Consider the following 24,122-nt stretch of genomic DNA (forward strand, 5'->3'; position numbering starts at 1 on the left):
TCACTTTAACCTTCTATTTTACTTTTGCGGCACCGAAGATAACATGCGCTTTCTTACAATAAATAGTCACTTCATTATATTGATCTAAGTCAGCGTCTTTGATGTCGAAAGTTTGTGTTGGTTTATTGTAGTCGACCATTTCTAGTTGTTTGCCCTCTTTAATATTGCCGTCCTTTGTCAGATAGACGTACAAATCTGGACCTTTCGCAGATTTAAAATCTGTTAACTTAATTTGGTGATTTTCGATTTTAACGTGACCAGACACTTCCTCTTCACCTGATTTAAATTCACCTGTCAGCACTTTATGGTGATCGTGTTTATGTTCATGTGATGTCTGTTCTGTTTTTTCTTTTGGCTGTTCATCTTTTTCATTATTACAACCTGCTAAAGTAATACTTGTTGCTAAAAGTGTAGTAGCTAATAAATATGTTTTACTATTCATCATAAACCCTCATTTCATTTTATTTTTGTAATGATTAAGCTTATTATAAATGAGCGATTTATATCATACCATTAACTATTTATTAACTAAGTTATAACTTCAATTCATGTCGGATTTGTGTCTAAACATTAAAAAATCCCTTTTAAACCTAGTACTTTAAGTACGGTCTAAAAGGGATTTGACAGTATTACGATTATTCATCGTTATCTTTTTTATCTCTTTTGTTTCTTTTATTATTGTTGTCATCGTCTTCATCTTCTTCTGAAAGAGACTGACGTTCAGCGTTATATTCATATTTTAAAATGACTGTGATGATTTGGTGATTTTCAATATCTGAAATAATCCAGCGATCAAAATACGTATCGACGTAGTCATTTTTCTGTAAGTTTGTATTATGTGCTTGTAACCATCCGCCGATTGTATCGATATCTTCAGAGTCATCAAACTCGATACCTAATTGATCTGTTAAATCTTCTAACAACACACGACCATTGATTTGGTATGTGTCATCATTTAATTTAATCACATCATTCACTTCATTATCATCGAATTCATCACGGATTTCACCCACGATTTCTTCTAAGATATCTTCCATTGTTAAGATACCAGCAGTTCCGCCGTATTCATCAATAACCAAACTGATGTGTACACGTTCGCGTTGCATTCTGATTAATGCATCACTGATGCGTGTTGTTTCTGAAATCAATGGCAATTCATGAATATAATTTGCAATCTTGATAGGTTTGCCTGAAGCATACTCTGTCAAGAATTCTTTCACATTAATAAAACCTTTGATATGGTCTTTGTCGCCGTCTTCTGTAATTGGGTAACGAGTGAATTGGTATTCTTTAAGTGTCTCTAATAGTTCGTCTACAGTAAAAGGTTCATTTAAAGTGACCATTTGTGTTCTTGGGACCATGACATCTTTCGCTTGTCTCTCATCAAATGAGAAGATGTTTTGCATATAAGCAAGTTCTGTCTGGTTAATCTCACCGCTGTTATAGCTGTTGTTGATAATCATTTTAATTTCTTCTTCTGACATCGCGTCATTGTTTTCATCTGGATCAATACCAAATAGACGGATAATCATTCGTGCAGAACCATTCATTAACCAAATTAATGGTTTCATGATTAAGCCGAAGTAGTAAAGCGGACGTGCATAAAGTAACGCAACTTTCTCAGTGTGCTGAATCGCAAATGTTTTAGGTGCCAATTCACCTAATACTACATGCAGATATGTCACAACTAAGAATGAAATAACGATTGAAATGGTTGTATTCAAAGCATCGGGTAACGGTATCAGTTCAAAAATAGGATGTAATAATTTAGAAAAGACAGGTTCACCTAACCAACCTAGTCCTAAAGATGTAACAGTGATACCGAGCTGACATGCTGATAAGTAGTAGTCAAGATTTGAAATCATTTTCTTGACGACAGCCGCACTGCCGTTGCCTTCTGCAACCATTTCTTCAATTTTAGTAGCTCTGACTTTCACCAAAGCAAATTCTGATCCAACAAACACAGTAGTCAGTGCGATTAAAAATATAAATATTAACAAGTTTATTATGGTCGTACTATCCAATTAGTTCCCTATTGCTAGGGATTCACCTCCAAGTTATATGCCGCTATGTACGGCAATGATGTTTAGCGCATCGTTTTGAGCAAAGTGACAAATGCCTAGTTCATCCTTCCCATTTCCACAGCGACACCTCCCAACTAGCGTAAAATCTAACAAGATTATCATATCATAATCACCATTCAAATAGTAATTTTTTCAGACTGAATTCAAGTTATTTTTTTGGTATTTTATGATACCTCTTTACAAATAAAAATAAACAGCTAAGAAGCGAGTCAGCCCGATAAACAGGCTGTCTCTCTCTTAACTGTTTATTCGAATATACATTTACCTACCACAGTAAATTAGATTCGTGATGCGTGTCATTTCTAATAGCACGCCTTTACTATAATGCGCTAAATTCTCGTAAAATTCAACTCATTATTCATCCATTGATTCAGATGCGGCAATTTCGTCTGCTGTCGGTTTACGTTTGATGAAACCGTAAATCACTGCAGAGATGGCTGCGCCGACTAAAATCGCTAGAATTGTTTGTAATGAATGGGAGAAGTCAGTACCTAAGATAACAAAGATACCACCATGCGGTGCTCCGATAGATGAACCTAAGCCAAGTGCAATGGCACCGCCGATACCTGAGCCGATCATCATTGACGGAATTACGCGAATTGGGTCAGCTGCCGCAAATGGAATAGCACCTTCTGTAATGAATGATGCACCCATCACAAAGTTAGGTACAATTGAACCACGTTGTGTTTTTGTAAACTTACGTTTAAAGAACAACATTGAAAGTGCTAATGCAATCGGTGGAATCATACCGCCGACCATAGCTGCTGTAATTGGTGCAGCGTTACCTTCTGTTAATGCCGCTGTTGCGAATACGTAAGCTGCTTTGTTGAATGGACCACCCATATCAATGGCCATCATGGCACCAATCACTAAACCAAGTAACATAATGTTTGCTCCTGATAAACTGTTTAAACCGTTTAATAATAAATGGTTCACCCAAGCTGCTGGTGGGTTAAATACATAAACCATTAACAGACCTGTAATAGTGACAGATAAAATCGGATAAATTAATGTTGGTTTTAAACCTTCAAGTGATTGTGGCATACGACGCGTCATCACTTTGATGCCTTCTGTTAAATAACCTGCTAAGAAACCGGCAATAATACCGCCGATAAATCCAGAGTCACCGCTCATTGCTAACATACCGCCGACTAAACCAGCTGCCATACCTGGTTTTTCAGCAATGCTGCGTGCGATGAATGCTGATAAAATTGGAATAATTAAGTAGAACGCACTGTTCTTACCAATGTTCCACAATTGTTCAGCAAATGCATTATACTCTGAAGATTTCGGATCGAATGAGTTTGGTCCGAACAAGAATACAATTGCCATTAAAATACCACCGGCAATTACAAGTGGCAACATGTTAGAAACACCGTTCATTAAGTGCTTATAAATTGTTTTGCCGACACTTTGTTTTTCTTGTTTACCGCTTGCTTGACCTTTACCTCTGCCTTCTCTTGCTTTAAATGGTGTACGGTCAGTTGCTAAAGCAAGGTCGATTAATTCTTCTGGACGTTTGATGCCATCAGCAACAGGAACTTCTACGACGTTTTTGCCATCGAAACGATCTGTTTCTACATGCACGTCCGCTGCAACAATAACACCTTGTGCTTTATCAATATCTTCAGTAGTTAAACGGTTTTTAATACCACTTGACCCGTTTGTTTCAACTTTCATTTTGACGCCCATTTTTTTCGCTTGTTTCAATAAAGCATCTTTTGCCATATACGTATGTGCAATACCCGTTGGACATGCTGTCACACCGATAACATATGGCTCTTCGGATTCAGCGTCTTTATTCGCTTCAACTGGCGCTGTTTCCTCTTCTTCATCTGGTGCTTCATCGTCTGCACGATCAATAATTGCCAAAACTTCATCTGGTGTTTCTGCGTTTAACAATGCTTTTCTGACATCGTCATCCATTAAGACACCAGATAATTTAGCTAACGCGTCTAAATGTGTTTGTGCACCGCCTTCAGGTGCTGCAATCATAAAGAATAAGTGTGCAGGTTGTCCGTCTAAACTTTGATAATCTACGCCGGCTTTTGATTTACCGAAGGCAATAGCCGGCTTTTTCACTGCGTCAACTTTCGCATGGGGAATCGCAATCCCTTCACCGATACCTGTTGTACTTTGCCCTTCACGTGCCATAATCGCTTCTTTGAACGCTTTGACATCGCTTAAAATACCTGCATGGTCTAATTGATCTACTAAAGCATCAATGACACCTTCTTTTGATGTCGCATCTAAATCCATCGCGATTGTCTCTCGCGTTAATAATTCAGTGATTCTCATATTTTTCTCACTCCTATTTCAAGTCCGTTAATTCAATTTCAAAACGTACTTTTTCTATCATTTCTTTGTTTGCTAAATCTTGACTGAATGCTGTTGCTGTTCCAGAGGCTACGGCATTACGAAATGCTTCATGTACATCAAAACCTTGTGCTAAACCTGCTAACATACCTGCAACAGTACTATCTCCAGAACCCACTGTATTTAATACATTGCCTTTTGGTACAGAAGCTTTAATACAATATTCAGCATCAATATAAATTGCACCTTCACCGCCAAGTGAAACAATCACTGCTTGTGCGCCTTTATCAAGAATAGCTTTTCCGTGTGTCACTACATCATTATCAGAAGTAATTTGCGTATTGAACATAACTTCTAATTCATCTTTATTCGGTTTAATAAAGAACGGGTTATATGGTAATACAGTCTCAACCAAGTCTTTTTCAGCATCTACAACTAATTTGGCGCCAGTTTTTTGTGTGATTTTCGCAATTTGTTCATAGGCATTATCAGGAATACTTTTCGGTACACTTCCTGCCACAACAACAGTGTCATCAGCATTCGTGTTTTTAATTTGTGTTAATAACGCTTCAAACGCTTGATTTGAAATAGTAGGTCCACCTGCATTGATTTCTGTTTCTTGACCTGATTTTAATTTCACATTGATACGTGTATCTTCTTCTACTTCAATAAAATCATTTTTAATACCAGCTTGTTGTAAAGCATCTTGGATAAATTTCCCAGGAAATCCACCAACAAATCCCAATGCAGTCGAAGGTGTTTCTAAAGTGTTCAGCACACGCGAAACGTTAATCCCTTTGCCTCCTGCAAATTTATACGTTTCTTTCGCACGGTTAAGTCCGCCTTCTTGAAACGTGTCTACTTTCATAATGTAATCAATCGATGGATTGAAAGTTACTGTATAGATCACTTTATTACACTCCTCTTATCGAATAATGGTTGCGATATGCTTTCATATCTGAACGTTTTAGCGCTTTTGCTGAAGTCAAAATTTCAAACGGTACATCTTTCGGTACATTGACACATGCAAAATACGTAGGTCCGAATTTAGAACTATCAAGCAAGACGAAAATATGATGTCCCACTTTCATTGCAGTTTCTTTCACATAAGCTTCTTGTTCATCTGGTGTTGTCAATTTACCTTCTGTATTCATCCCATTCATGCCGATGAAAACTTTATCAAAATGATAATGTTTCAAAGTTTCAATCGCTCGCGGTCCGACAGAAGCTAATGTGCTTGCTTTTACATCTCCGCCAATAATCAACGTTTTAATTCCACGCTGTAATAATGCTTCGACATGGGTTAATCCATTAGTAACTGCGACAATTTCTTGTGCTGTAATGTGTTCTATCATTTCATAAGTCGATGTCCCTGCATCAATATAAATACAATCACGGTCTTCAATTTGTGCAGCTGCGATTTTTGCGATTTCACGTTTTTCTTGTAAATTACGTTCTTTCTTCTCTGACATTTTCGGTTCACTCAAGGCTGTTGTTTTGAGCGTGGCACCGCCATGAACGCGTTGTAATTTACCCATTTTTTGTAACTTAGATAAATCTCGGCGAATTGTCGAAGCGCTGCATCCTGTTAAATCAATTATTTCTTGTAGTGTTAAAAATTCTTTTTCTTTTAATAGTTGTATGATTAGTTCAAACCGTTTCTGCGTTATCATATCGCCACCTCATTTCTTCTTTATTATAAGCGCTTTCTTAATCATTTTCAATCAAAAACTTTCAAAATCATTCAAAAACAATCATAAACTATTAAAAAAGATGAGCAAATGCTCATCAACACTGCTCATCTTAATTTGCTTCATGTGTCGCAACATCCGCTACTTTTGCTTTCGTTGCTTGAATTAATTCTGAAACATTCACACCCATTTGGACACCAGGCAGACCTCCGCTTACAAATATTTTCTCATGTTGTTGCGCGGATTGGTCAATCACTGTTGGAAATAGATGTTTCATACCAATTGGGGAACAACCGCCACGAATATAACCTGTTACTTTCGTCAACTCATCTAGCGGAAGCAAATGCAGTTTCTTTTCATCTACTGCTTGTGCCGCATGTTTCATATCTAAATGATGTTCTACTGGAATCACAAACACATACGGGTCGTGATTATTGTTAATAAATAAGAGTGTTTTAAACACTTGATCCGGATTAGCATCAATTAGTTTTGCGACTTCTTGTCCTTCAATATGATCTTTACCCATTTTAAATGTACGCATTTCATAATCGATGCCTTCGCGATCTAAAATACGCATCGCATTTGTTTTCTTCTGTTTCATTGCGTTCACCTCACTCTTAATATAGCATGCGAACACAAATCATGACATAAAAAAACAAGGCGTTCTGACATAACTTCAACTCTATAAGTGAGTTCAGTTGTCATAACTGCCTTGTTTTGGAAAATGCTGAAGCCATTGATGGCTTAATTCATTTGTGATGGACGTTAATGAAATCACAAATAATGAACTAGATTCAGCTTCACTCTTATGCGCTGCGTCTGCATGTTGTGTTGATGGTCCCCCTGCCGCTTTACGATATGTTGGCGGTGCATCTGAGGCTGAATGATCAGATGAGACCTGTTTGTCACTTTGCATAAATGTAGATACTCCATTTTGGAATTTTGCGAGTTCATTTTCATTTGTGACTAATACTAATAAGAAAATCAAACAACATGAAAGAATGGCAGCGGACACCCATAAAATAAACGCTCTCATTCCTAATACCTCTTAACCTCTATTTCGTGATTTCAATATTAACATAAAAAACATGACATTTTGGTAGGTAGTAAGCTATTTAAACCAAATGTAATATACGTAACATATGTAACAGAACCGACACGAAATGTAGTGAGATAAAGTTGAATTGTGTAAGAGCTTTCAATAGTGTTTTAACTGTCTTTCAGAAGTTAAATTAAATTATATTCTCTTTTTATCATACTCATAAAATGACAAAGCAGCGTCTTGTATGACAATATATTACGATTGAGTATGATTATCAAAGAATTATTACAAAAATAAAACGAGCAACCTGATGTTAGATTGCTCGTTTATATGACGGTTATACTTGTGCTTGAATTGCCGCTTCGCCCTGTTCAATCGCAGTTTGAATGAAGTTATGTGCCGCTTCCAATTGTTTTTGTTCTTCATTAGACAATTCAATCGGCAAACGCTGTTTCACACCGTTTCTATCAACCAGTGTCAATAAACTTAATGCACCATCGACTAATCCATAAGCACCTTGAACTAATCCGCTGACGGGTTCAATACTATGTTCATCAAATAAAATCGACTGTGCAAGTTGAACAGCCGCTCTTGAAATCGCTGAGTTTGTCCAACCTTTTTTCTTAAAGACATCAAACGCGACTTCGTCAATTGCCGTAGAAATCGCTCCGCGGTCAATTGGCGCATGACCCGTTAATTGTTCAAATTCTGGTAATTCAATCCCATGAATACGCACGCGACTCCAGATTGGCACACAATGTGAACCATGTTCTCCTAATACAAAACCTTCTACATCTTTAGGATCCACATTGTAGTGATCAGCAATTAAAGTACGAAAACGTGCTGACTCTAAAATGGTACCTGTACCGATCACTTTATCAGATGGATAGCCTGCTTGATGTGCAAGATACGTCATCGCATCCACTGGATTTGAAATTAAAATGACGATAGCTTCTTTCGTCACAGCTGATAATTGTCTAAACACATCATTCACAATAACGCTATTCGCTTTAGTGAGTAAGGTACGATCTTTCATGTCTGGTGTCGAAGCCGCACTCGCTGACACAATCACCACATCCGCATCCACTATATCTTGATAACTGCCTACATGAATTTTTGTGCGATGTGTATGATTCAAACCTTGTATATGATGATGATCCAACACTTCACCTTGTGCTAAGTTTTCATTCGTATCAATCACGACAATTTCTGAAAAATGTCCTAAATATTGTGCATCTGTTAAGACTTGGCTGCCTACACGTCCTACACCAATAATTCCTAATTTAGCCATATTCATTCGACTCCTTTACTTCGCTTCATATGGTATTACGTCTTTACCGTATTCTTTCTTAATGAATTCTTTCATGTCTTTAGACTGTAATACTTTGATGAGTTCTTGGAATTTTTTATCGTCTTTATGACCTTCTTTAACTGCTAAAATATTCGCAAATGGTGATGATTCATTTTCCATCACAATCGCATCTTTCGAAGGTGTTAAACCATTATCAATCGCATAGTTTGAGTTCATAATAACAGCAGCACCTTCACCGCTTTTATATGTTTTTGGTAAGAATTCTGCACCTTGTTGATTATTGAATTTTAAATCTTTTTTATTTTCAACAATGTCATCGAATTTCGCATCTTCAATTTTCACGCCATCTTTGATTTTAACCAATCCTTCATTAACGAAGAAAGATAAGAAACGTCCTTCTTCAGCGGGGTTGTTTGAAACATAGATTGTTGAACCTTTTGGAATATCTTTGATGTTTTTATATTTTTTACTGTAAACACCCATTGGTGTTGTGAAGACTTTACCGACTTCTTCAATTTTATAACCATGTGACTTTCTTTCAGCCTTTAAATAAGGAACGTGTTGGAAAAGGTTCGCATCCACGTCTCCTTTATCTAATAATTTATTAGGTACTTTATAATCATTAACGACTTTAACTTCTAAATCATACCCTTTATCTTTCATAGCTTTTTTCGCATGTTCTAATACCTCACCATGCGGAGCTGGAGAAGCTGCTACTGTGATTTTCTCCTTGTCTCCACCTTTGCCGCACGCTGCGAGTACGACCAGTAATACCAATAACCCGATTAAACTACTTACTTTCTTCATTTCCACTGCACCATCCCTATGTAATATTTATCAAATCACCCTTACCAAAAGAAAAAAGCCTTCTCATTAAAATAAGAGAAAGCTTTCATTCTTTCTCTCATCTTCAAAAGTCTATGACTTTTTGTGAATTAGCACCACTTCGTTTACACGATGGTTGCTGGGCTTCGTCGGGCACATCCCTCCGCCTCTCTTGATAAGAGTTCTATTTGATTGAATTGTATTAAGGTTACCACCAGTGACACATTTCGTCAATGTCATTTTCAAATTTTTCAGATAAATAAATATTAAAAGCATGCTGTTGTAAGCACAACAGCACACTTTCTATATCATAATTTAACTTTGTTTCAGCTTTCTGCTTTTTCTAATGGTCTTCTCAACCATAATAATCACAATACCTAATAACATGACTGTCACGGACATATACAATGGAAATTCTAAGTTCACATCATATAATGTACCTGCAACGAGCGGGCCTGCGAAGTTCCCCATACTTGTGAAGGTAGAGTTCAAGCCTCCTGCTAACCCTTGACGATTACCCGCAATATTCGAGAAGTAATTCGTTATAGCTGGACGTATCATATCAAAACCGATAAATACTATAAAACTGATAATCATAATTGACCAGTAATGATGTGCAACAATCAATAAAAACAACATAATTGCTGAATAAAGCAGTGATAATTGTATAAATGTTAATTCTTTAAAGTACTTCATAAATTTATCGAATAAGAAGATTTGGAAGATCGCACCTGCTAAGCCACCGCCTGTGATCGCGATAGAAATATCTTTTGGCGCGTAATGTTCTTTATCTGCAGTATATAATGGATAAAGTGTTTCAAATGCTGCAAGTCCGAATGCTAAAACGAACGTAATGATTACCGGGGTAATAAAAGCTTTGATATTAATTTTAGCTAAATCTTGCGGTTCGATAACTGTATGGAAACCATCTGTCGTTTCGCGTTTTGCACCTTGGATAAAGAATAAAGAACAAAAGAATGCTACGACACCTAGGCTCCCAGCGAAGTAGAATGGCAAACGGTGAGAGAACTCTGCCATAAAGCCGCCAAAGCCAGGTCCTAAAATGAAGCCGGAGTTAATAATTGCTGACATATAGCCGAAGTTTTTCGCTTTATCTTCAGGACGTGAGATATCTGCGATCATACCTGTAACCCCAGGCATTACCATACCTGCACTGAAACCACCGATAATTCTTGAAACAATCAAAAGCGGATAGTTGCTGCTCATCGCAAAGATGAACTCAGAAACAGCGAATAATACTAAACCGATACAAATAATTAATTTCTTCCCTAATTTATCAGCTAAGTTGCCTCCGAATGGCGAAATTACCATTTGCGCTAACGCAAAGGCCGCAACAAGAATACCTAAATCACTTCCATTTAAACCTAAGTCCTTTAAATAGACGGGTAACACCGGTACAACTAATCCGATACCTAAGAAGACTAGAAAAATATTAAAATATAAGGTGATTAATTGCTTACTCATGATTTCCTCCTTTATTGCGTTGTTTGATTCAGTCAAATTTTTCGTGACTACCTATTATACACCATAGTTATTCTGCGGCTCAATCAAATAATATTGAATTATTTTAGTCTAATTCTTCCCTCATTTCTTTTTTCTATGCTTAACATGTCTTTTAAATGCTATACTTTTAATTGATATCTAGGCTGAAAACCTGTAATATATTCATCTAAATACGTCTGAAACACGAGTATTGTTGTTTTCAGATAATCCATCCGTTAACAGGGATGTTTAAAGAGAGGACTTTGAAATGCAATCACGTTATATTGCACGCATATTATTTGTGATATTAATGCTGCTGACATTGCCTTTAAATCAATTTTACCAATTCATGGCATTAAACTTATTCTTAGCATATATTCCTTTTGAACTCGTTTGGTTACTTAAGCTATTTATACCGAAGCGACGTTTCGAATGGCCGCTATTTATTGTTTTCGCAGCAATCTTTGTCTTAATCTTCCCGAATACCTTTTATATGGTGACAGACCTTATCCATCTTAACCAATTTGCATTTACGATTATGGAAGGGGTCAGACCTATAGAATGGTTGTACTTTACCTTCTTAGTCGGTGGCGTCTGTTTTGCAGTTTATTGTTATATTTTGATTAACATTGAGTTATTCCATTTAACCAATAAACCTTTATTCAATTACATTATCGTCATTGGCTTAATGTTTGCGAATAGTTTAGGAATTGCGATGGGACGATTCTTGAGATTCCATAGTGTCTACTTAGTCACTCAACCACTTTCTATTATCAGAGATGTTGTTCAATTCTTAGACGCGAAAGGTCTTTTCTTCTTATTCGTTATGACCTTGCTACAAGCAATGATATTGATCATGGTGAAAGGAGTGCGCATGGCAAAATGACAATGCAACTTCTTGTATTTATTGCGGTACTGATAGTTATCCAATTGATTATCGGACACTTTATCCATGAAATTGGTTTTTCATTTCTTGTCAGTATCGGTTTAATGCTACTGCCATTAGGTATCGGTATCTACTTGCTTCAAATTGCTTATTTTGAACAAAAGTATCCGAATTGGGAAGTACCATTCAATGTAAAGCTACGTTTGAAATATATGTATCTTTTAACGTTCGTAGAATATATAGCACTTTATGTGTGTTTCTTTGTATGGCAATACTAAAACCTACATGTTATTTCTAAAGAAAAGACGATGGACTTGATGCCATCGTCTTTTTGAATTCATTATGATTTTATATTAAACCTAACCATTTCCAGTATGTGAAACTGAAGATCAGAATCAAGATATAACCTACTACTGTTAATGGAATACCTGCTTTCAAGAAGTCTTTAACTGTAAATGTACCTGAACCATAAGCTAACATGTTTTGTGGTGCACTTACTGGTAATAAGAAACCGAAACTAATTACAAATTGTTGGATCAACACAAAGCCGATGCTTTGATCGCCTAAATGTAATGTTGCCGTTAAAGAAATAAAGACTGGAATCAAAGCAGAAGATAAACTTGTTGCACTTGCGAAACCTAAATGAATTAAGATATTAAATAAAGTAATCAATGCGATTGTCGCAATCAATGGTAAATGTTGTAAGCCCATTAAACCGAACGTCTTATCACTTAACCACTGCGCACCGCCAGTATTTAATAATACGTTTCCGAGTGAGATACCAATACCAAAGACAATAATTGTTCCCCATGGAATATGTTTCTCCGCTTCTTTCCAACTCATCACACCAATTTTAGGTGTTAACATAATTGCCATCGCAACTAAAGTGATTGAAGATGAATCAATCGGATGTAATATTTTCTCAGTTGACCAGAATAATAATAATAAAACAGAAATCACAATCAAACGCCACTCACGTGGTGACACTGGGCCTAATTTATTTAATTCTTTCTGAATTAATTCTTTACCGCCCTTCACTTCTTTTTGTTCTGGCGGCATAACTTTCAACATAATGAAGTAAAGTGCAATCGACATTAAAATAGACCAAGGTGCTGCATATAAGAACCATTGTCCCCATGAAATATCATGACCAAAACTTTGGTTGATAAAATTGACTGCAACGATATTTTGAGCAGCTGCTGTCTTAATACCGATATTCCAAATAGATACTGCTTGTACTGCAGTGATAATTAATAAACCTGCAAGCTTACTTTCTTTAGAAGCTTTAAACGCCGCAATCATCCCTAACAAAATAGGAACAACTGCACCGGCACGCGCTGTCGCAGATGGTACGAAGAACGCTAAAATAATAGATACTATAATTGCACCCGCCACAATGCGGTTGGTCTTATTACCCACAATCGATAAGACCAATAATGCTAAACGTTTATGCAAATTAGTAATCTGCATGGCAGCTGCTAAGAATAGTGCTGCTGCTACTAAAGCAACTGCTGAAGTTGAGAAACCACTGAATGCTAACTTCAAAGCATTGCCTGTTCCGAATAAATCCGCACCATGTAAAGCGGCACCATTTGCTTTAGGGTTCCCTAGTTTTTCTGCTAAATCTTGTACAGGACTAAATCCTAATAATAGTATGATCAAAGCTACAATCATCGTTGAGGATACTGGATAAGAGACCGCTTCCGTCACCCACATAATGACCGCAAAGGCTAAAATCGCAAGTGACATTTTAGCCATTACCGGAATACCGCTCACTGGTATCAACACAATCGCTATCAATACGATAAAACTGATGATAATCCATAGCGGCTTCACACCCTTTTGCTTCTTGTCAGATTTCACTGATGCTTCCTTTCTTGCCATATTGATTTCCTCCCTTATTTGCTTAGTGTACTCAAGAAGTACGTATTTTAAATATTTGAAAAGACGGTACGCTTATCCAGTCCCATACATGCGTTCACCATTTTTCGAAATATTTAATCATTTTCAAGTCCATTATAACAAGAATGCGGTTACAAAAAGAGGGTTATTCGAAAATTTGTAGATTTTTTCACAATAAAACGAGAAAGTACAAAAAAGAGACGAACGCTTTAGAATCGTCCGTCTCCTGTTCCAATATATAATAATTTACTTTACCACATAGTTTATGAATATTTTAAAGCACTTTTTACTTCTTCTACCGCATCTGCTGAAGCTTTTAACTGTGCTTTTTCATCATCAGAAAGTTTTGTTTCAATGACTTGTTCGACACCATTTTCACCGATTAATGTCGGAACACCTAAACAAATATCATTAAAGCCATATTCGCCTTCTAAATACGTAATTGCAGGTAATACACGTCTTTCGTCTTTAAGTATCGCTGCAGCCATTTCAAAAATCGCAGCGGCTGGCGCATAATAAGCTGAACCGTTGCCAAGCAAGCCGACAATTTCAGCTCCGCCTTTACGCGTACGGTCCACAATCGCATCGATTTTATCTTGTTCCAATAGTTCAGTGATTGGCACACCACCTACTGTAGTCGTACTTAATAACGGTACCATTGTATCTCCGTGGCCACCTAGTACTAATCCTGAAACGTCCGTACGCGCAACATCTAATGCTTCTGCGATAAATGTACGATAACGTGCTGTATCTAAAATACCTGATTGCCCTAACACACGATTTTTAGGGAAACCTGACAATTTATATACTGCATATGTCATCGCATCCACAGGATTCGTCAACACGATAATCGTGCTGTCCGGCGCATAAGTTTTAATACCCTCTGTCACTTGTGCCATTACCGATTCATTAATTTGAATCAAATCATCACGACTCATCCCAGGTTTACGTGCGACACCTGCAGTGATCACCACAATATCTGAACCAGTAATATCTTGATAATCAGATGTCCCTTTAATTTTGTTGTTGAAATTGAAAATCGGTCCGCTTTCCGAAATATCCAACGCTTTGCCGCGTGCTGGCTTTTCATTTTCAGGTTTATCTAATAACACCACATCTGCTAAAGTTTTTTCAGCTAACATAAATGCTAAGGTTGCACCTGTATGACCTGCACCAATAATTGCGACTTTTCTTTTCCCCATCTTGAATCCCCCTCAATACGAATTTATTTTTCTTTATACATTCTTATTTACTTTAAGAATATCAAAGCTAGTCCTATTAATAAAGAAAACGTTTTCATTTCTTTTGAATTCTTTATGACAATATAAAACTCCCTCTATATAGAGTGTTGAAAAACACTTATAGAGGGAGTTATTTTACTTATTTAATTGCTTAGTATCTGCCCGCAAATTGCGCAGTTGCTGAGATGGTAAACATGAGACCGACGAAGATTGTTAACACTAATAATAAAATCATCGTACGTGTGTAATGCTTAATAAACGCAACGAATAATAACACTGCGTTATAGATAAAGAAAATACCGAATAATGTCAGTACAACAGTTGGTGCTGAAAAAATCGTTGTAAAGAAAAAGACGATAATCGCAAAAATAATATATGGAAAGACGATAAGGTTACGTTCAAAGCGCATGCGCGCACGTGATTGTTCTTCTGAATTCATTTCTTATTCTCCTTTATTTCACTTATCAAGGGATGTCTTGACCTAAGACTGCAACATAAATATCAAACCATTCTTGATCTGTTAAAGTCAGTTCTAACCCTTTTACCGCATCGTGCATACGTTCAATTTGACTTGTACCCATGATTGGCATTATCGTAGCTGGATGTTTCACCAACCACGCTGTGACAATACTGGCTGGAGCCACATTATATTTATAAGCAAGTGGGCTGATGATAGACATGACACGTTTAGATTTAGCATCTTCTACATTCAGTAATTTACCGCCTGCAAGCGGACTCCATGCCATAATCTTAACGTCATCTCGATACATATGATCAATTGTTCCATCATAAATAGGTGCTGCATGATACGGTGAAACTTCTAGTTGATTCACTGCGATATGCAGTTTATGTGATTTAATACCTTGGTTCAGCAAATCATACTGTGTGTTATTAAAGTTAGAAACACCGAATGATTTAATTTTACCTGCTTCTACTAAAACATCAAGTGCATCTCTGACTTCATTTGGATCCATGAGCGGAGATGGACGATGAATCAACAACGTATCAAGTGTGTCTGTTTGTAGATTCTGCAATGAACGGTTCACCGCTTCTACAATATGTTGTTTGCTTAAATCGTAACGATGGCCATCAAATTGTGCGAATTGATCGGTCGGCAAGATAATACCGCATTTCGAAACTAATTCAATTTGGTCTCTGAGTTCAGGTGACAAAGCCAATGCTTCTCCGAATAACTGTTCACAACGATAATCACCATAAATATCTGCATGGTCCATTGTCGTTACACCTAATTCGACTAACTGGTGCAAATAACGGTTTAAGTCTTGGGTTGTCATCTGCCAATCATTTAATCTCCAAAAACCTTGAATCATTTTTGAATAAGTTACGTTACGATTGATTTTAACACGATCCATTGCGTTTACCCCTCTCACTCATTTCATTTTTATTACAACTTATGTTAGCGCTTGCTAAATTTAAAAATGAGGTTCACTATAGTGTAGTAGGGATGCATAATGGATTAAAATATTTTAGTATTGTATTCCCTACAAATTCCTTGTACTATTAAACGTTGTATTCATTATAGTGTTACCTTGATATGCACGTCAATTTTCAAGTGAACTGCAATGCATCTAATTGATTGCGTAAACGCTCTTTATCGAGTTGTTCACCAATCAATACAATAGTCTTTTGCACCTCATCTTGAATCGGCTCGTAATCTGGCAGCCCATTGGCGAATTGGAATAAATACGTTGTTTCTGGTGCATCTCTGAATCTTACATAACCTTTCAAACGATAGACGTTGTCTGGCAAACGTAAGATAAACTGGTAAAACATTTGTCTATCTATAGGCGAAGTAAAGGTATACGCAATTGAGCTGATACCATGGTGATGTAAATGTTGGTGTTTTGGCTTCATATTGACTGGCTCTAATGCCTGCAATTCATCAATATTGACTTGACCATAGGTTGTAAAATAGATGGCATCATTCGAATTGATTTGTTTTAAAGCTTCGATCAGCACTTGCTGCTCATCTTGGCTGATTAAATCTGTCTTATTGACAATCAGCGTTTGACTGACTGCAAGCTGTTCTTCCATCAATGCTTGCGTTGATTCAGAATAATCCGCACGATGTAAAAATCTAGGTGCATCAACTAAACCGACCACAAGCGGCGGATTAACATAGTCAGTAAGCAATGGATCATAGCAAGCTTGGATGAGTTGAAGTGGATGTGCAATCCCTGTGGCTTCAATAATGACGAATTGTGACTGATTTTGATTGATTATTGCTGATAGTTGCGCGATAAGGTCTTGTTGTAAATCACAACAGACACATCCGTTCTGCAAGGAAATCGTTTGAACTTTATCTCCTAAAATTTTACTATCGACATCGAAATCACCAAATTCGTTCATAATTACAGTGATTTTCTCATCTCTTTTTAATAATTGCTCAGTATAATATTTAAGGAAAGACGTTTTACCGCTTCCTAGAAAACCTGTTACAATACAAATAGATAATTTACTATTATTATTTCGTTCCATTTTTAACACTCATTTCTAAAGGACTTAATGGTACAATCATTAATGGACATATTATATTATGTTACAACTTGATTTAATGCAAGATATCTTCTAAAATCAATGCATGCTTTAATTTTAACATGGCTTGTGAGGAGTCGACAAAATAGATAAAATTTCCATTTTTGTCACTGCTCAAACTTTCACAACAAGACGGAACGAATTCCGGTACACAGAAAAATATAACGGATAGAATGTCTGGAGGAGAACTTATGACTGAAAAACTTAATTTAGGCGGACGTTTATGCTTTAGTTTGTACAACGCTCAAAGACAAGTAAATCGCTACTATTCAAATAACGTTTTTAAGAAGTACAAATTAACTTACCCGCAGTTTTTAGTATTAACAATTTTATGGGAAGAATCACCAGTTAATGTGAAGAAAGTCGTTACTGAACTTGCATTAGATACTGGTACAGTATCCCCACTTTTAAAAAGAATGGAACAAGTAGATTTAATCAAAAGAGAGCGTTCTGAAGTCGATCAACGTGAAGTGTTTGTTCACTTAACTGAAAAGAGCGAAGCGATTGAAGAAGATTTAGGCGGTGCTTGTAACCACTTAGGCGATATCTCAGGATTAAACAAAAAAGAAGAAAAAGAATTGAATCGTTTATTAGATAAACTGATTGATTCTTTAACTAAGCAAAACTCATAATTTCGAATGCCATTAAAATTAGAGTGATAACTTGCATTTTTAGTTTTTTCACTTTTAAATAAAGCAAAAACAAAGCGGTTGAGACTTCTGTCATAGAGGTCTCAACCGCTTTTTCTATTTCTTCATTTTACTTCTCAGCATTGGATTCAGTGTGCTTATCTTTTGAGTAAATACATAGTCTTATCGGTTTAAAGTCACCATGTCATAAAGTGCACCATGTTGTTGAAGCAAACCGTCATAAGTGCCACTTTCAATAATTTGACCTTCAATCATGACGATAATGCGATCAAATTGCGGTAACAATTCTAAATCATGCGTTGCGACAATAAGCGTCTCACTTTCGGTAAAGAGACGTTGCATCACATGATGGCTATTATGCCAATCTAATGCACGTGTCGGTTCGTCTATTAGCCAAACAGGTGCTGTTCTTAAGAATAATCTCGCAAGACAAATCCGCTGCAATTCTCCACCTGATAGTCCTTCCCCACTCATGGTAATTTCATAGTCTAAATCAATATACGCTAAACCTAAGTCATCTAAGACAGCACGCATTTCATTATCGCTGTAATCTGATAATAAATTATCACGCACTGTACCATCAAAGAGTTGCTGGTGCTGCAATAAGACATTAAACGTCTCTGCTTTAGACGCTTCAGACATCTCATATACTAATTGACCTTGATAAGTAACAGAACCTTGTGTTGTTTGATATAAACCAGCCAGCACTTGCAGTAAAGTACTCTTACCTGAACCTGAAGGTCCAATGATCGCAAGCTTTTCACCAGGCTGGATATCTAATTGAATATGTTCTAATACCTTTGTAACTTGATGTTCATATTGGAAAGTCACATCATCAACTGCTAGTATCTGCGTATTATTCATTTGTTTTGAACTTTCAGGTGTTTCTGGCACTTCTTGCAAGACCTCTTCAATTTCTACTAATGCTTGGTCTGTATCTGCTTTAAAGTAAGCCACATTACTCATCGTTACTGCTTGTTCAAATAACGTCAACAACATTAATACAATACTTGTTAAATAGATGACATCTAATTGTCCATTTTGAACTTGTATGACACCTAACCAAACACAAAAGAACAAGGCCAACATAGAAACTAAATCTAACATAAATTCATAAAGCGTTAAGAAACGTTGTTCATTACGTTGTTGATGGCTGTATTTAGAGAGTGCCTTAAGTACAGATTGATGATAGGGTTTTAATTGTTTGAATCGTGCTAGTTCTTCATAGCCTTCTTTATAGTCGTAGAAGCGGCTTAAAAATGATGATTCATCTTGAGCTGCTCGTGCGTTCAATAATTGTGCACGCTTCGCAGAAATCCAAGGTAAGACACCTAATGAAATTAACATACTGACTAATAATAAGACGGCATGCATCCAAGAAAAGAACCACAAGGTTAATATCGTAATAGCTGCCGTGATACCAATAACCACAGGCGGATAATAAACGCGTAAATAAATATTCTGTAATGCTTCAACGCGTGATACCATTCGTGCAATCAAATCACTGGATTTAAATTTACGATAAATATCCGGTACAACTTGAATCAAGCCTTTGAAGAATTGTGTTCTGACGTCTCTTAACATCGTGAAAGTTGTTCGATGTGAGTATAAACGTTCAAAATAACGCATAATCGCACGGATAATCCCAAACATTTTCACGCTGACCACTAAGACAATCAAACCATATAACGGTACATTTTTCGCAGCTTGCGCAATCATTAAACCACTTAAAAAGAACATACCGATTGCGACTAAACTACCGATAACTCCAAACAATATCGCTAAAGCTAAATCTTTATCTAACTTAAATTGAATGCCGCGTCGTTTCATTGTCTATCACGTCCTTTGTCTCTTTGCGTGGAAATGACTTGATCATCTGTAATTATATGGCCACCTTCCATATAAATACGACGTTGTGCCATACGAATTGTACTTTCACGGTGTGCAATCATAATAACGGTACTTTCTTTAAAATAAGTATTCAGTGCTTCTTGAATCGTACGCTCTGTCCAAACATCTAAACCTGTGGCTGGCTCATCAAAAACAACCAATTCTGGTTGTGCAAACAATACACGCGATAATTCAATACGACGCATTTGCCCGCCTGATAACATCTCGCCGCCTTCTCCGATATACGTTTCAATACCTTGAGGCAATTGATTGATTTTTTCCATTAAACCAACCGCTGCTAACACCTCAATCACCTTTTCATCCTCAACCGCTTCAAACATTGAGACATTTTCTTTAATTGTCGCATTGAAAATATAAGGTTGTTGACTTAACACACCCATTTTTAAGTGTTCGAATTGAAAAGAAACATAGCCAGCTGTCGGTTGTCTGTGCTGTAAAATCAATTCAGAAAGTGTCGTCTTCCCTGCACCGCTTGGACCGACTAAGGCAATCTGTTCACCTTCATAAATATTAAAGCTCACATCTTTAACTGCTGCTCTATCTGCTTCTGGATAACGATAAGATACATGTTCCAACTGAATCAACGCCTCTTGTTTAGGATTGACGTGTTGTTTGGTTAAAGTAGCGTCATCCATTTCTTGATCAAGCGCATCGAATACGACATCTGCTGCTCCTTCACTTTGTTTACCAGTATGGAATGCTTGGCCAAGGTCTTTAATAGAGTTGTAGAACTCTGGTGCTAAAATAATCGCAATCGCAGCTGTTTCGAAAGTAAGATTATGAAAGAGCACCAAACCAAGCCCTGCTTCTAGCGCAACTAAACCAATACCTAACAAACTGATAAATTCCAATAGCAACCCAGATAAAAAGGCACTGCGTAAAATATTCATTGTTAAATCTCTAAAGCGTGTGCTTTCTTGATAAATAGCTTGTTCAGCTTGTTTAGAACGGTTGAATAATTTTAAAGTGACTAAGCCTTGCGCTAAGTTTAAGAAGCGCTGGCTGAATTGTGTTAAATAAGTCATTTGTTCCTTAGATTCATCACGTGTTTTTAATCCGAAAATGATATAGAACACAGGAATAAAAGGTGCTGTCACCATCATAATAATCGCAGTATTCAAATGAATAAAACACATCGCAATAATAATCACTACAGGTACAAGTACTGCTTTAAACACTTGAGGTAAGTAATCTTGATAAAATGGCGTAATTCCATCAATGCTTTCAGTCATCACACTCATTTGAGCACCGACAGGTTGTTTCGTGTGATGATCTACCATACGACGACGCAGTGTGCCTTTCACTTTATATGCGAGTTCTGTCCCCATCCATTGATTGGACATATTCAATACTGCACGTAATAATAAAGCGACCAATAAAATCATCAATAACGTTGAAATATGGTAATGATGCGAATTCTGAATCAGCATTTTATCTAACACTTTCGCAATGGTCACATTTTGTACGACTACAATCACAGCTAATAGTGCACAAATGATACCCATGACGATGGGGTATTGCTTGTATTTCAGTGCGTAACGCATTAAATGTTTCATCTTTTTTCACCCTTTTTATTTAATCAGGCATCGATTAATTTTGACACAATAAAGGTGGAACACGTATGTATGTCATGCATACTTGTCCCACCCACTTTACTATCGTTTCATCTTTAATTAATAGATATCAGGACGTCTTATGTCCTTAATAGTCATTTGTGTCAAAAATGTCTTATCTTTAACTTAAAACATATAAGTAGAATTTTCAATTTATTCGACTCAAAATTAATTTCAAATAAGAAATTAACCTTCAAAGTTTTGTCATAATTTTTGAAAGACCTACATCTTAAGTCTTATCTTTCAATTTACTACGAGAATTAGTAGCACAAAGATTTTTTTATGTGCTATCATAAAAGTTGTTTCAACTGGTATTTACATACATTCATACAAAATATATTTTGAAATAAGGAAGGTACACTATGTTATTGTTAGAATTACTCAAAGCGCTGATTTTGGGGATTGTCGAAGGTTTGACAGAATTTGCGCCTGTATCCTCAACAGGACATATGATTCTTGTAGACGACATCTGGCTGAAATCGACGAGCTTCTTAGGATCAGAATCCGCATTCACCTTTAAGATCGTCATACAGTTAGGTTCTGTATTTGCGGCAGCGTGGGTATTTAGAAACCGTTATTTTGAAATGTTCCGCCTTGGAAAGTATAAACATACTGCACCATCTACGGAACATACTGAAGGAGAAACTTTAAGCAGAACGGCTCAATCTAAACACAAACGTCTAACGATTTGGCACGTTTTAGTAGGGATGATTCCTGCTGGTGTTTTAGGTTTATTATTCGATGATTTAATCGAAACATACTTATTCAGTGTGCCGACTGTTATGATTGGACTTTTATTAGGTGCGTTCTATATGATTTTCGCACAAAAGTTCAGCCGTCGTTATGCACACCGTGAGCACCTTGATCAAATTACTTATGTTCAAGCATTTATTATTGGTTTATCACAAGCGGTTGCGATGTGGCCAGGGTTCAGTCGAAGCGGTTCAACAATTTCAACTGGGGTATTAATGAAATTAAACTATAAAGCTGCCTCTGACTTCACATTTATTATGGCTGTACCAGTTATGTTAGCCGCAAGTGGTTTATCATTGGTAAAACATATGGAATATATTCATTTAAATCACATTCCGTTTTACTTAATCGGCTTTATTGCCGCATTCTTATTCGGATTATTATCTATCCGCTTATTCTTAAACTTAATTAACCGTATTAAATTGGTACCTTTTGCGATTTACCGTATTATTTTAGTTATCTTTATCGCAATCCTTTATTTCGGATTCGGAATCGGAAAAGGCATTTAATTGATACACTCGCCAGCATTGAATTTCAATGCTGGTTTTTTTCATGCCTTCAATTACTGATGCTTTAATCGATGGAAAAAGTTATGTATGATACAAGGGTATTCGTTTATCCCCTAATCAGTCGGGGTATTTAAATGTTATATACTAATAAATGGAGGCCATTCAAATGGAGAAGAAACGATTAATTAGAACATTGTTAACGGTATTACCTATCATTCTTGTACCTTTAATTGTGGAAAGAAAACGCATCAAAGATCATCCTGATGTACAAAAATTGAATGATAAAACCGCAGATTTAAGACAAAGTGTTTCTGACAAGTCTTCACAATTTGCGAGCGGTGTATCAGATAAATCTTCTAAAGCTGCGTCAGCGGTTTCTAATAAATCTTCTGACCTTAAACAATATGTAAGCGAGAAGAAACAAGAAATCGAAGAAAAACGCCAAGCTAAAAAAGAAGCGAAAGCCAATGACCCAGAACGCATCAAAGCTAAAGGTGACAAATTAGAAAAACAAAACGCTAAAGAAGCTGAAAAAATGGCGAAGAAATTAGAGAAAAACATTGAAAAACGCCATAAAAAAGAAGATAAAGATTCAGAAGCAATTCGTAAACGTCTCGTGAAAGAATTAAAAGACGCTCAGAAATACGAGAAAAAAGTCGGACTTGTACCAGGCGGTCAATCTGACAAACAACTTCACAATAAAGGTGAAGAACTTGAACAAGAAAATAAAGATGAAGCTTATGACATGAACCGTATTTTAGAAGATCGCATTGAACAACGTTTAAAAGCTGAAGAAGAAGCTAGACGTGCCAACGAAGAAGAACGCATCGCAGAGATTCAAAAACATGAAAATAAGCCGAATCTCTAAATGACACAAGTCATTATTGATGGTGATGCTTGTCCCGTTACAGATTCAATTATTCAATTGACTGAAGGGACAGGCATTTTTGTTGTGTTGGTACGTAGTTATGCACACTTTTCAATGCGAGATTATCCTGACCATGTTCGTGTCGTTTACGTCGATGATGGTCCTGATCAAGTGGATTATAAAATTGTTCAATTAGCCAAGCCAAATGACATTGTAGTCACACAAGATTATGGTTTAGCTAACCTATTGATTAATAAAATACAGTACGTGATGCATCATAATGGTATGCTATATAGTGATAAGAATATTAATTCCTTACTCGAACAACGTTATTTGAATGCACAAACCAGACGTCAAGGCGGACGTCATAAAGGTCCGAAAAAGTTCTCAGAAGAGACACGCAATCATTTTGAGCAAGCATTTAAACGTGTAATCAATCAGATTTCTTCTTAGGAGATGA

General features: G+C 36.6%; 23 protein-coding genes and 1 riboswitch. Of the genes, 6 read left to right on the forward strand and 17 right to left on the reverse strand.

Going from position 1 to position 24,122, the window contains the following annotated elements; all coding sequences use genetic code 11:
• Nucleotides 1-13 precede the first annotated feature (13 nt).
• The 10 genes from HMPREF3031_RS01090 to norA all read right to left on the reverse strand — a co-directional run bounded on the left by HMPREF3031_RS01090 (nt 14) and on the right by norA (nt 10,755).
• Nucleotides 14-442, reverse strand: a complete 429-nt coding sequence (locus tag HMPREF3031_RS01090; RefSeq protein WP_002481494.1) for a DM13 domain-containing protein — start codon at nt 440-442, stop codon at nt 14-16.
• Nucleotides 443-635: 193 nt separating this feature from the next.
• The gene (locus HMPREF3031_RS01095) at nt 636-2,024 is read right to left on the reverse strand and encodes a hemolysin family protein (protein ID WP_002481493.1); all 1,389 of its coding nucleotides are present in this window, start codon (nt 2,022-2,024) and stop codon (nt 636-638) included.
• A gap of 414 nt (nt 2,025-2,438) precedes the next feature.
• Nucleotides 2,439-4,382, reverse strand: a complete 1,944-nt coding sequence (locus HMPREF3031_RS01100) for a PTS fructose transporter subunit IIABC (protein ID WP_002481492.1) — start codon at nt 4,380-4,382, stop codon at nt 2,439-2,441.
• A 13-nt stretch (nt 4,383-4,395) separates the two neighbouring features.
• Nucleotides 4,396-5,310 (reverse strand): 1-phosphofructokinase, encoded by a 915-nt coding sequence (pfkB, locus tag HMPREF3031_RS01105; protein ID WP_002481491.1) that lies wholly within the window; start codon nt 5,308-5,310, stop codon nt 4,396-4,398.
• Between the two features lie 4 nt (nt 5,311-5,314).
• Nucleotides 5,315-6,073, reverse strand: a complete 759-nt coding sequence (locus tag HMPREF3031_RS01110; RefSeq protein WP_002481490.1) for a DeoR/GlpR family DNA-binding transcription regulator — start codon at nt 6,071-6,073, stop codon at nt 5,315-5,317.
• Nucleotides 6,074-6,203: 130 nt separating this feature from the next.
• Complete coding sequence (gene ybaK / locus HMPREF3031_RS01115) at nt 6,204-6,692, reverse strand: Cys-tRNA(Pro) deacylase (protein ID WP_002481489.1); 489 nt, start codon at nt 6,690-6,692, stop codon at nt 6,204-6,206.
• Between the two features lie 93 nt (nt 6,693-6,785).
• Nucleotides 6,786-7,127: a hypothetical protein gene (locus HMPREF3031_RS01120; RefSeq protein WP_002481488.1), complete on the reverse strand. Its 342-nt coding sequence runs from the start codon at nt 7,125-7,127 to the stop codon at nt 6,786-6,788.
• 343 nt (nt 7,128-7,470) lie between these two features.
• Nucleotides 7,471-8,424: a lactate/malate family dehydrogenase gene (locus tag HMPREF3031_RS01125; protein WP_002481487.1), complete on the reverse strand. Its 954-nt coding sequence runs from the start codon at nt 8,422-8,424 to the stop codon at nt 7,471-7,473.
• Between the two features lie 15 nt (nt 8,425-8,439).
• Nucleotides 8,440-9,252 carry a MetQ/NlpA family ABC transporter substrate-binding protein gene (locus HMPREF3031_RS01130; RefSeq protein ID WP_002481486.1) on the reverse strand — a complete coding sequence of 271 codons (813 nt, stop codon included), beginning with the start codon at nt 9,250-9,252 and terminating at the stop codon, nt 8,440-8,442.
• Between the two features lie 94 nt (nt 9,253-9,346).
• Nucleotides 9,347-9,452: riboswitch (SAM riboswitch) on the reverse strand.
• 133 nt (nt 9,453-9,585) lie between these two features.
• Entirely contained in the window at nt 9,586-10,755 is a 1,170-nt protein-coding gene (norA, locus tag HMPREF3031_RS01135) for a multidrug efflux MFS transporter NorA (RefSeq protein WP_002481485.1), read from the reverse strand.
• Between the two features lie 286 nt (nt 10,756-11,041).
• On the opposite strand from norA, the gene HMPREF3031_RS01140 reads away from it, so the two are divergent.
• Together HMPREF3031_RS01140 and HMPREF3031_RS01145 are read left to right on the forward strand one after the other, a co-directional pair.
• Entirely contained in the window at nt 11,042-11,659 is a 618-nt protein-coding gene (locus HMPREF3031_RS01140) for a DUF1361 domain-containing protein (protein ID WP_002481484.1), read from the forward strand.
• Nucleotides 11,656-11,937, forward strand: a complete 282-nt coding sequence (locus HMPREF3031_RS01145; protein WP_002481483.1) for a hypothetical protein — start codon at nt 11,656-11,658, stop codon at nt 11,935-11,937. The genes HMPREF3031_RS01140 and HMPREF3031_RS01145 overlap by 4 nt, the downstream gene beginning before the upstream one ends.
• Before the next feature lie 70 nt (nt 11,938-12,007).
• Here the strand turns inward: HMPREF3031_RS01145 and HMPREF3031_RS01150 are convergent, their stop codons facing one another.
• The 5 genes from HMPREF3031_RS01150 to HMPREF3031_RS01170 all read right to left on the reverse strand — a co-directional run bounded on the left by HMPREF3031_RS01150 (nt 12,008) and on the right by HMPREF3031_RS01170 (nt 17,301).
• Nucleotides 12,008-13,543, reverse strand: coding sequence for an SLC13 family permease (locus HMPREF3031_RS01150; RefSeq protein ID WP_002481482.1), 1,536 nt, complete (start codon nt 13,541-13,543; stop codon nt 12,008-12,010).
• 281 nt (nt 13,544-13,824) lie between these two features.
• Nucleotides 13,825-14,763: a malate dehydrogenase gene (gene mdh / locus HMPREF3031_RS01155; protein WP_002481481.1), complete on the reverse strand. Its 939-nt coding sequence runs from the start codon at nt 14,761-14,763 to the stop codon at nt 13,825-13,827.
• 190 nt (nt 14,764-14,953) lie between these two features.
• Complete coding sequence (locus tag HMPREF3031_RS01160; protein ID WP_002481480.1) at nt 14,954-15,241, reverse strand: hypothetical protein; 288 nt, start codon at nt 15,239-15,241, stop codon at nt 14,954-14,956.
• 25 nt (nt 15,242-15,266) lie between these two features.
• Nucleotides 15,267-16,175 carry an aldo/keto reductase gene (locus HMPREF3031_RS01165; RefSeq protein ID WP_002481479.1) on the reverse strand — a complete coding sequence of 303 codons (909 nt, stop codon included), beginning with the start codon at nt 16,173-16,175 and terminating at the stop codon, nt 15,267-15,269.
• A gap of 196 nt (nt 16,176-16,371) precedes the next feature.
• Entirely contained in the window at nt 16,372-17,301 is a 930-nt protein-coding gene (locus tag HMPREF3031_RS01170) for a CobW family GTP-binding protein (protein ID WP_002481478.1), read from the reverse strand.
• 248 nt (nt 17,302-17,549) lie between these two features.
• Between HMPREF3031_RS01170 and HMPREF3031_RS01175 the strand changes: the two genes are divergently transcribed.
• On the forward strand, nt 17,550-17,990 hold the full coding sequence (locus HMPREF3031_RS01175; protein WP_023015420.1) for a MarR family winged helix-turn-helix transcriptional regulator: 441 nt from the start codon (nt 17,550-17,552) through the stop codon (nt 17,988-17,990).
• Nucleotides 17,991-18,170: 180 nt separating this feature from the next.
• Here the strand turns inward: HMPREF3031_RS01175 and cydC are convergent, their stop codons facing one another.
• Together cydC and HMPREF3031_RS01185 are read right to left on the reverse strand one after the other, a co-directional pair.
• Nucleotides 18,171-19,838, reverse strand: a complete 1,668-nt coding sequence (gene cydC, locus HMPREF3031_RS01180) for a thiol reductant ABC exporter subunit CydC (protein ID WP_070684252.1) — start codon at nt 19,836-19,838, stop codon at nt 18,171-18,173.
• Nucleotides 19,835-21,475 carry an ABC transporter ATP-binding protein/permease gene (locus tag HMPREF3031_RS01185; protein ID WP_070724554.1) on the reverse strand — a complete coding sequence of 547 codons (1,641 nt, stop codon included), beginning with the start codon at nt 21,473-21,475 and terminating at the stop codon, nt 19,835-19,837. The genes cydC and HMPREF3031_RS01185 overlap by 4 nt, the downstream gene beginning before the upstream one ends.
• Nucleotides 21,476-21,894: 419 nt before the next feature.
• Here HMPREF3031_RS01185 and HMPREF3031_RS01190 point away from each other — a divergent pair, with 419 nt between their 5' ends.
• The 3 genes from HMPREF3031_RS01190 to HMPREF3031_RS01200 all read left to right on the forward strand — a co-directional run bounded on the left by HMPREF3031_RS01190 (nt 21,895) and on the right by HMPREF3031_RS01200 (nt 24,115).
• Nucleotides 21,895-22,794, forward strand: coding sequence for an undecaprenyl-diphosphate phosphatase (locus tag HMPREF3031_RS01190; protein WP_002481473.1), 900 nt, complete (start codon nt 21,895-21,897; stop codon nt 22,792-22,794).
• Between the two features lie 166 nt (nt 22,795-22,960).
• The gene (locus HMPREF3031_RS01195) at nt 22,961-23,662 is read left to right on the forward strand and encodes a hypothetical protein (RefSeq protein ID WP_070724556.1); all 702 of its coding nucleotides are present in this window, start codon (nt 22,961-22,963) and stop codon (nt 23,660-23,662) included.
• Nucleotides 23,663-24,115: a YaiI/YqxD family protein gene (locus tag HMPREF3031_RS01200; RefSeq protein WP_002481471.1), complete on the forward strand. Its 453-nt coding sequence runs from the start codon at nt 23,663-23,665 to the stop codon at nt 24,113-24,115.
• Nucleotides 24,116-24,122: the final 7 nt, after the last annotated feature.

The organism is Staphylococcus sp. HMSC072B07 (genome assembly GCF_001815505.1).
GTDB lineage: Bacteria > Bacillota > Bacilli > Staphylococcales > Staphylococcaceae > Staphylococcus > Staphylococcus simulans.

Coding starts and splice junctions, on each gene's coding strand:
- HMPREF3031_RS01090 (WP_002481494.1), bottom strand. CDS start 442: ATGAATAGTAAAACATATTTATTAGCTACTACACTTTTAGCAACAAGT.
- HMPREF3031_RS01100 (WP_002481492.1), bottom strand. CDS start 4,382: ATGAGAATCACTGAATTATTAACGCGAGAGACAATCGCGATGGATTTA.
- HMPREF3031_RS01110 (WP_002481490.1), bottom strand. CDS start 6,073: ATGATAACGCAGAAACGGTTTGAACTAATCATACAACTATTAAAAGAA.
- ybaK (WP_002481489.1), bottom strand. CDS start 6,692: ATGAAACAGAAGAAAACAAATGCGATGCGTATTTTAGATCGCGAAGGC.
- HMPREF3031_RS01120 (WP_002481488.1), bottom strand. CDS start 7,127: ATGAGAGCGTTTATTTTATGGGTGTCCGCTGCCATTCTTTCATGTTGT.
- HMPREF3031_RS01125 (WP_002481487.1), bottom strand. CDS start 8,424: ATGGCTAAATTAGGAATTATTGGTGTAGGACGTGTAGGCAGCCAAGTC.
- HMPREF3031_RS01130 (WP_002481486.1), bottom strand. CDS start 9,252: ATGAAGAAAGTAAGTAGTTTAATCGGGTTATTGGTATTACTGGTCGTA.
- norA (WP_002481485.1), bottom strand. CDS start 10,755: ATGAGTAAGCAATTAATCACCTTATATTTTAATATTTTTCTAGTCTTC.
- HMPREF3031_RS01140 (WP_002481484.1), top strand. CDS start 11,042: ATGCAATCACGTTATATTGCACGCATATTATTTGTGATATTAATGCTG.
- HMPREF3031_RS01145 (WP_002481483.1), top strand. CDS start 11,656: ATGACAATGCAACTTCTTGTATTTATTGCGGTACTGATAGTTATCCAA.
- HMPREF3031_RS01150 (WP_002481482.1), bottom strand. CDS start 13,543: ATGGCAAGAAAGGAAGCATCAGTGAAATCTGACAAGAAGCAAAAGGGT.
- mdh (WP_002481481.1), bottom strand. CDS start 14,763: ATGGGGAAAAGAAAAGTCGCAATTATTGGTGCAGGTCATACAGGTGCA.
- HMPREF3031_RS01160 (WP_002481480.1), bottom strand. CDS start 15,241: ATGAATTCAGAAGAACAATCACGTGCGCGCATGCGCTTTGAACGTAAC.
- HMPREF3031_RS01165 (WP_002481479.1), bottom strand. CDS start 16,175: ATGGATCGTGTTAAAATCAATCGTAACGTAACTTATTCAAAAATGATT.
- HMPREF3031_RS01170 (WP_002481478.1), bottom strand. CDS start 17,301: ATGGAACGAAATAATAATAGTAAATTATCTATTTGTATTGTAACAGGT.
- HMPREF3031_RS01175 (WP_023015420.1), top strand. CDS start 17,550: ATGACTGAAAAACTTAATTTAGGCGGACGTTTATGCTTTAGTTTGTAC.
- cydC (WP_070684252.1), bottom strand. CDS start 19,838: ATGAAACGACGCGGCATTCAATTTAAGTTAGATAAAGATTTAGCTTTA.
- HMPREF3031_RS01185 (WP_070724554.1), bottom strand. CDS start 21,475: ATGAAACATTTAATGCGTTACGCACTGAAATACAAGCAATACCCCATC.
- HMPREF3031_RS01190 (WP_002481473.1), top strand. CDS start 21,895: ATGTTATTGTTAGAATTACTCAAAGCGCTGATTTTGGGGATTGTCGAA.
- HMPREF3031_RS01195 (WP_070724556.1), top strand. CDS start 22,961: ATGGAGAAGAAACGATTAATTAGAACATTGTTAACGGTATTACCTATC.
- HMPREF3031_RS01200 (WP_002481471.1), top strand. CDS start 23,663: ATGACACAAGTCATTATTGATGGTGATGCTTGTCCCGTTACAGATTCA.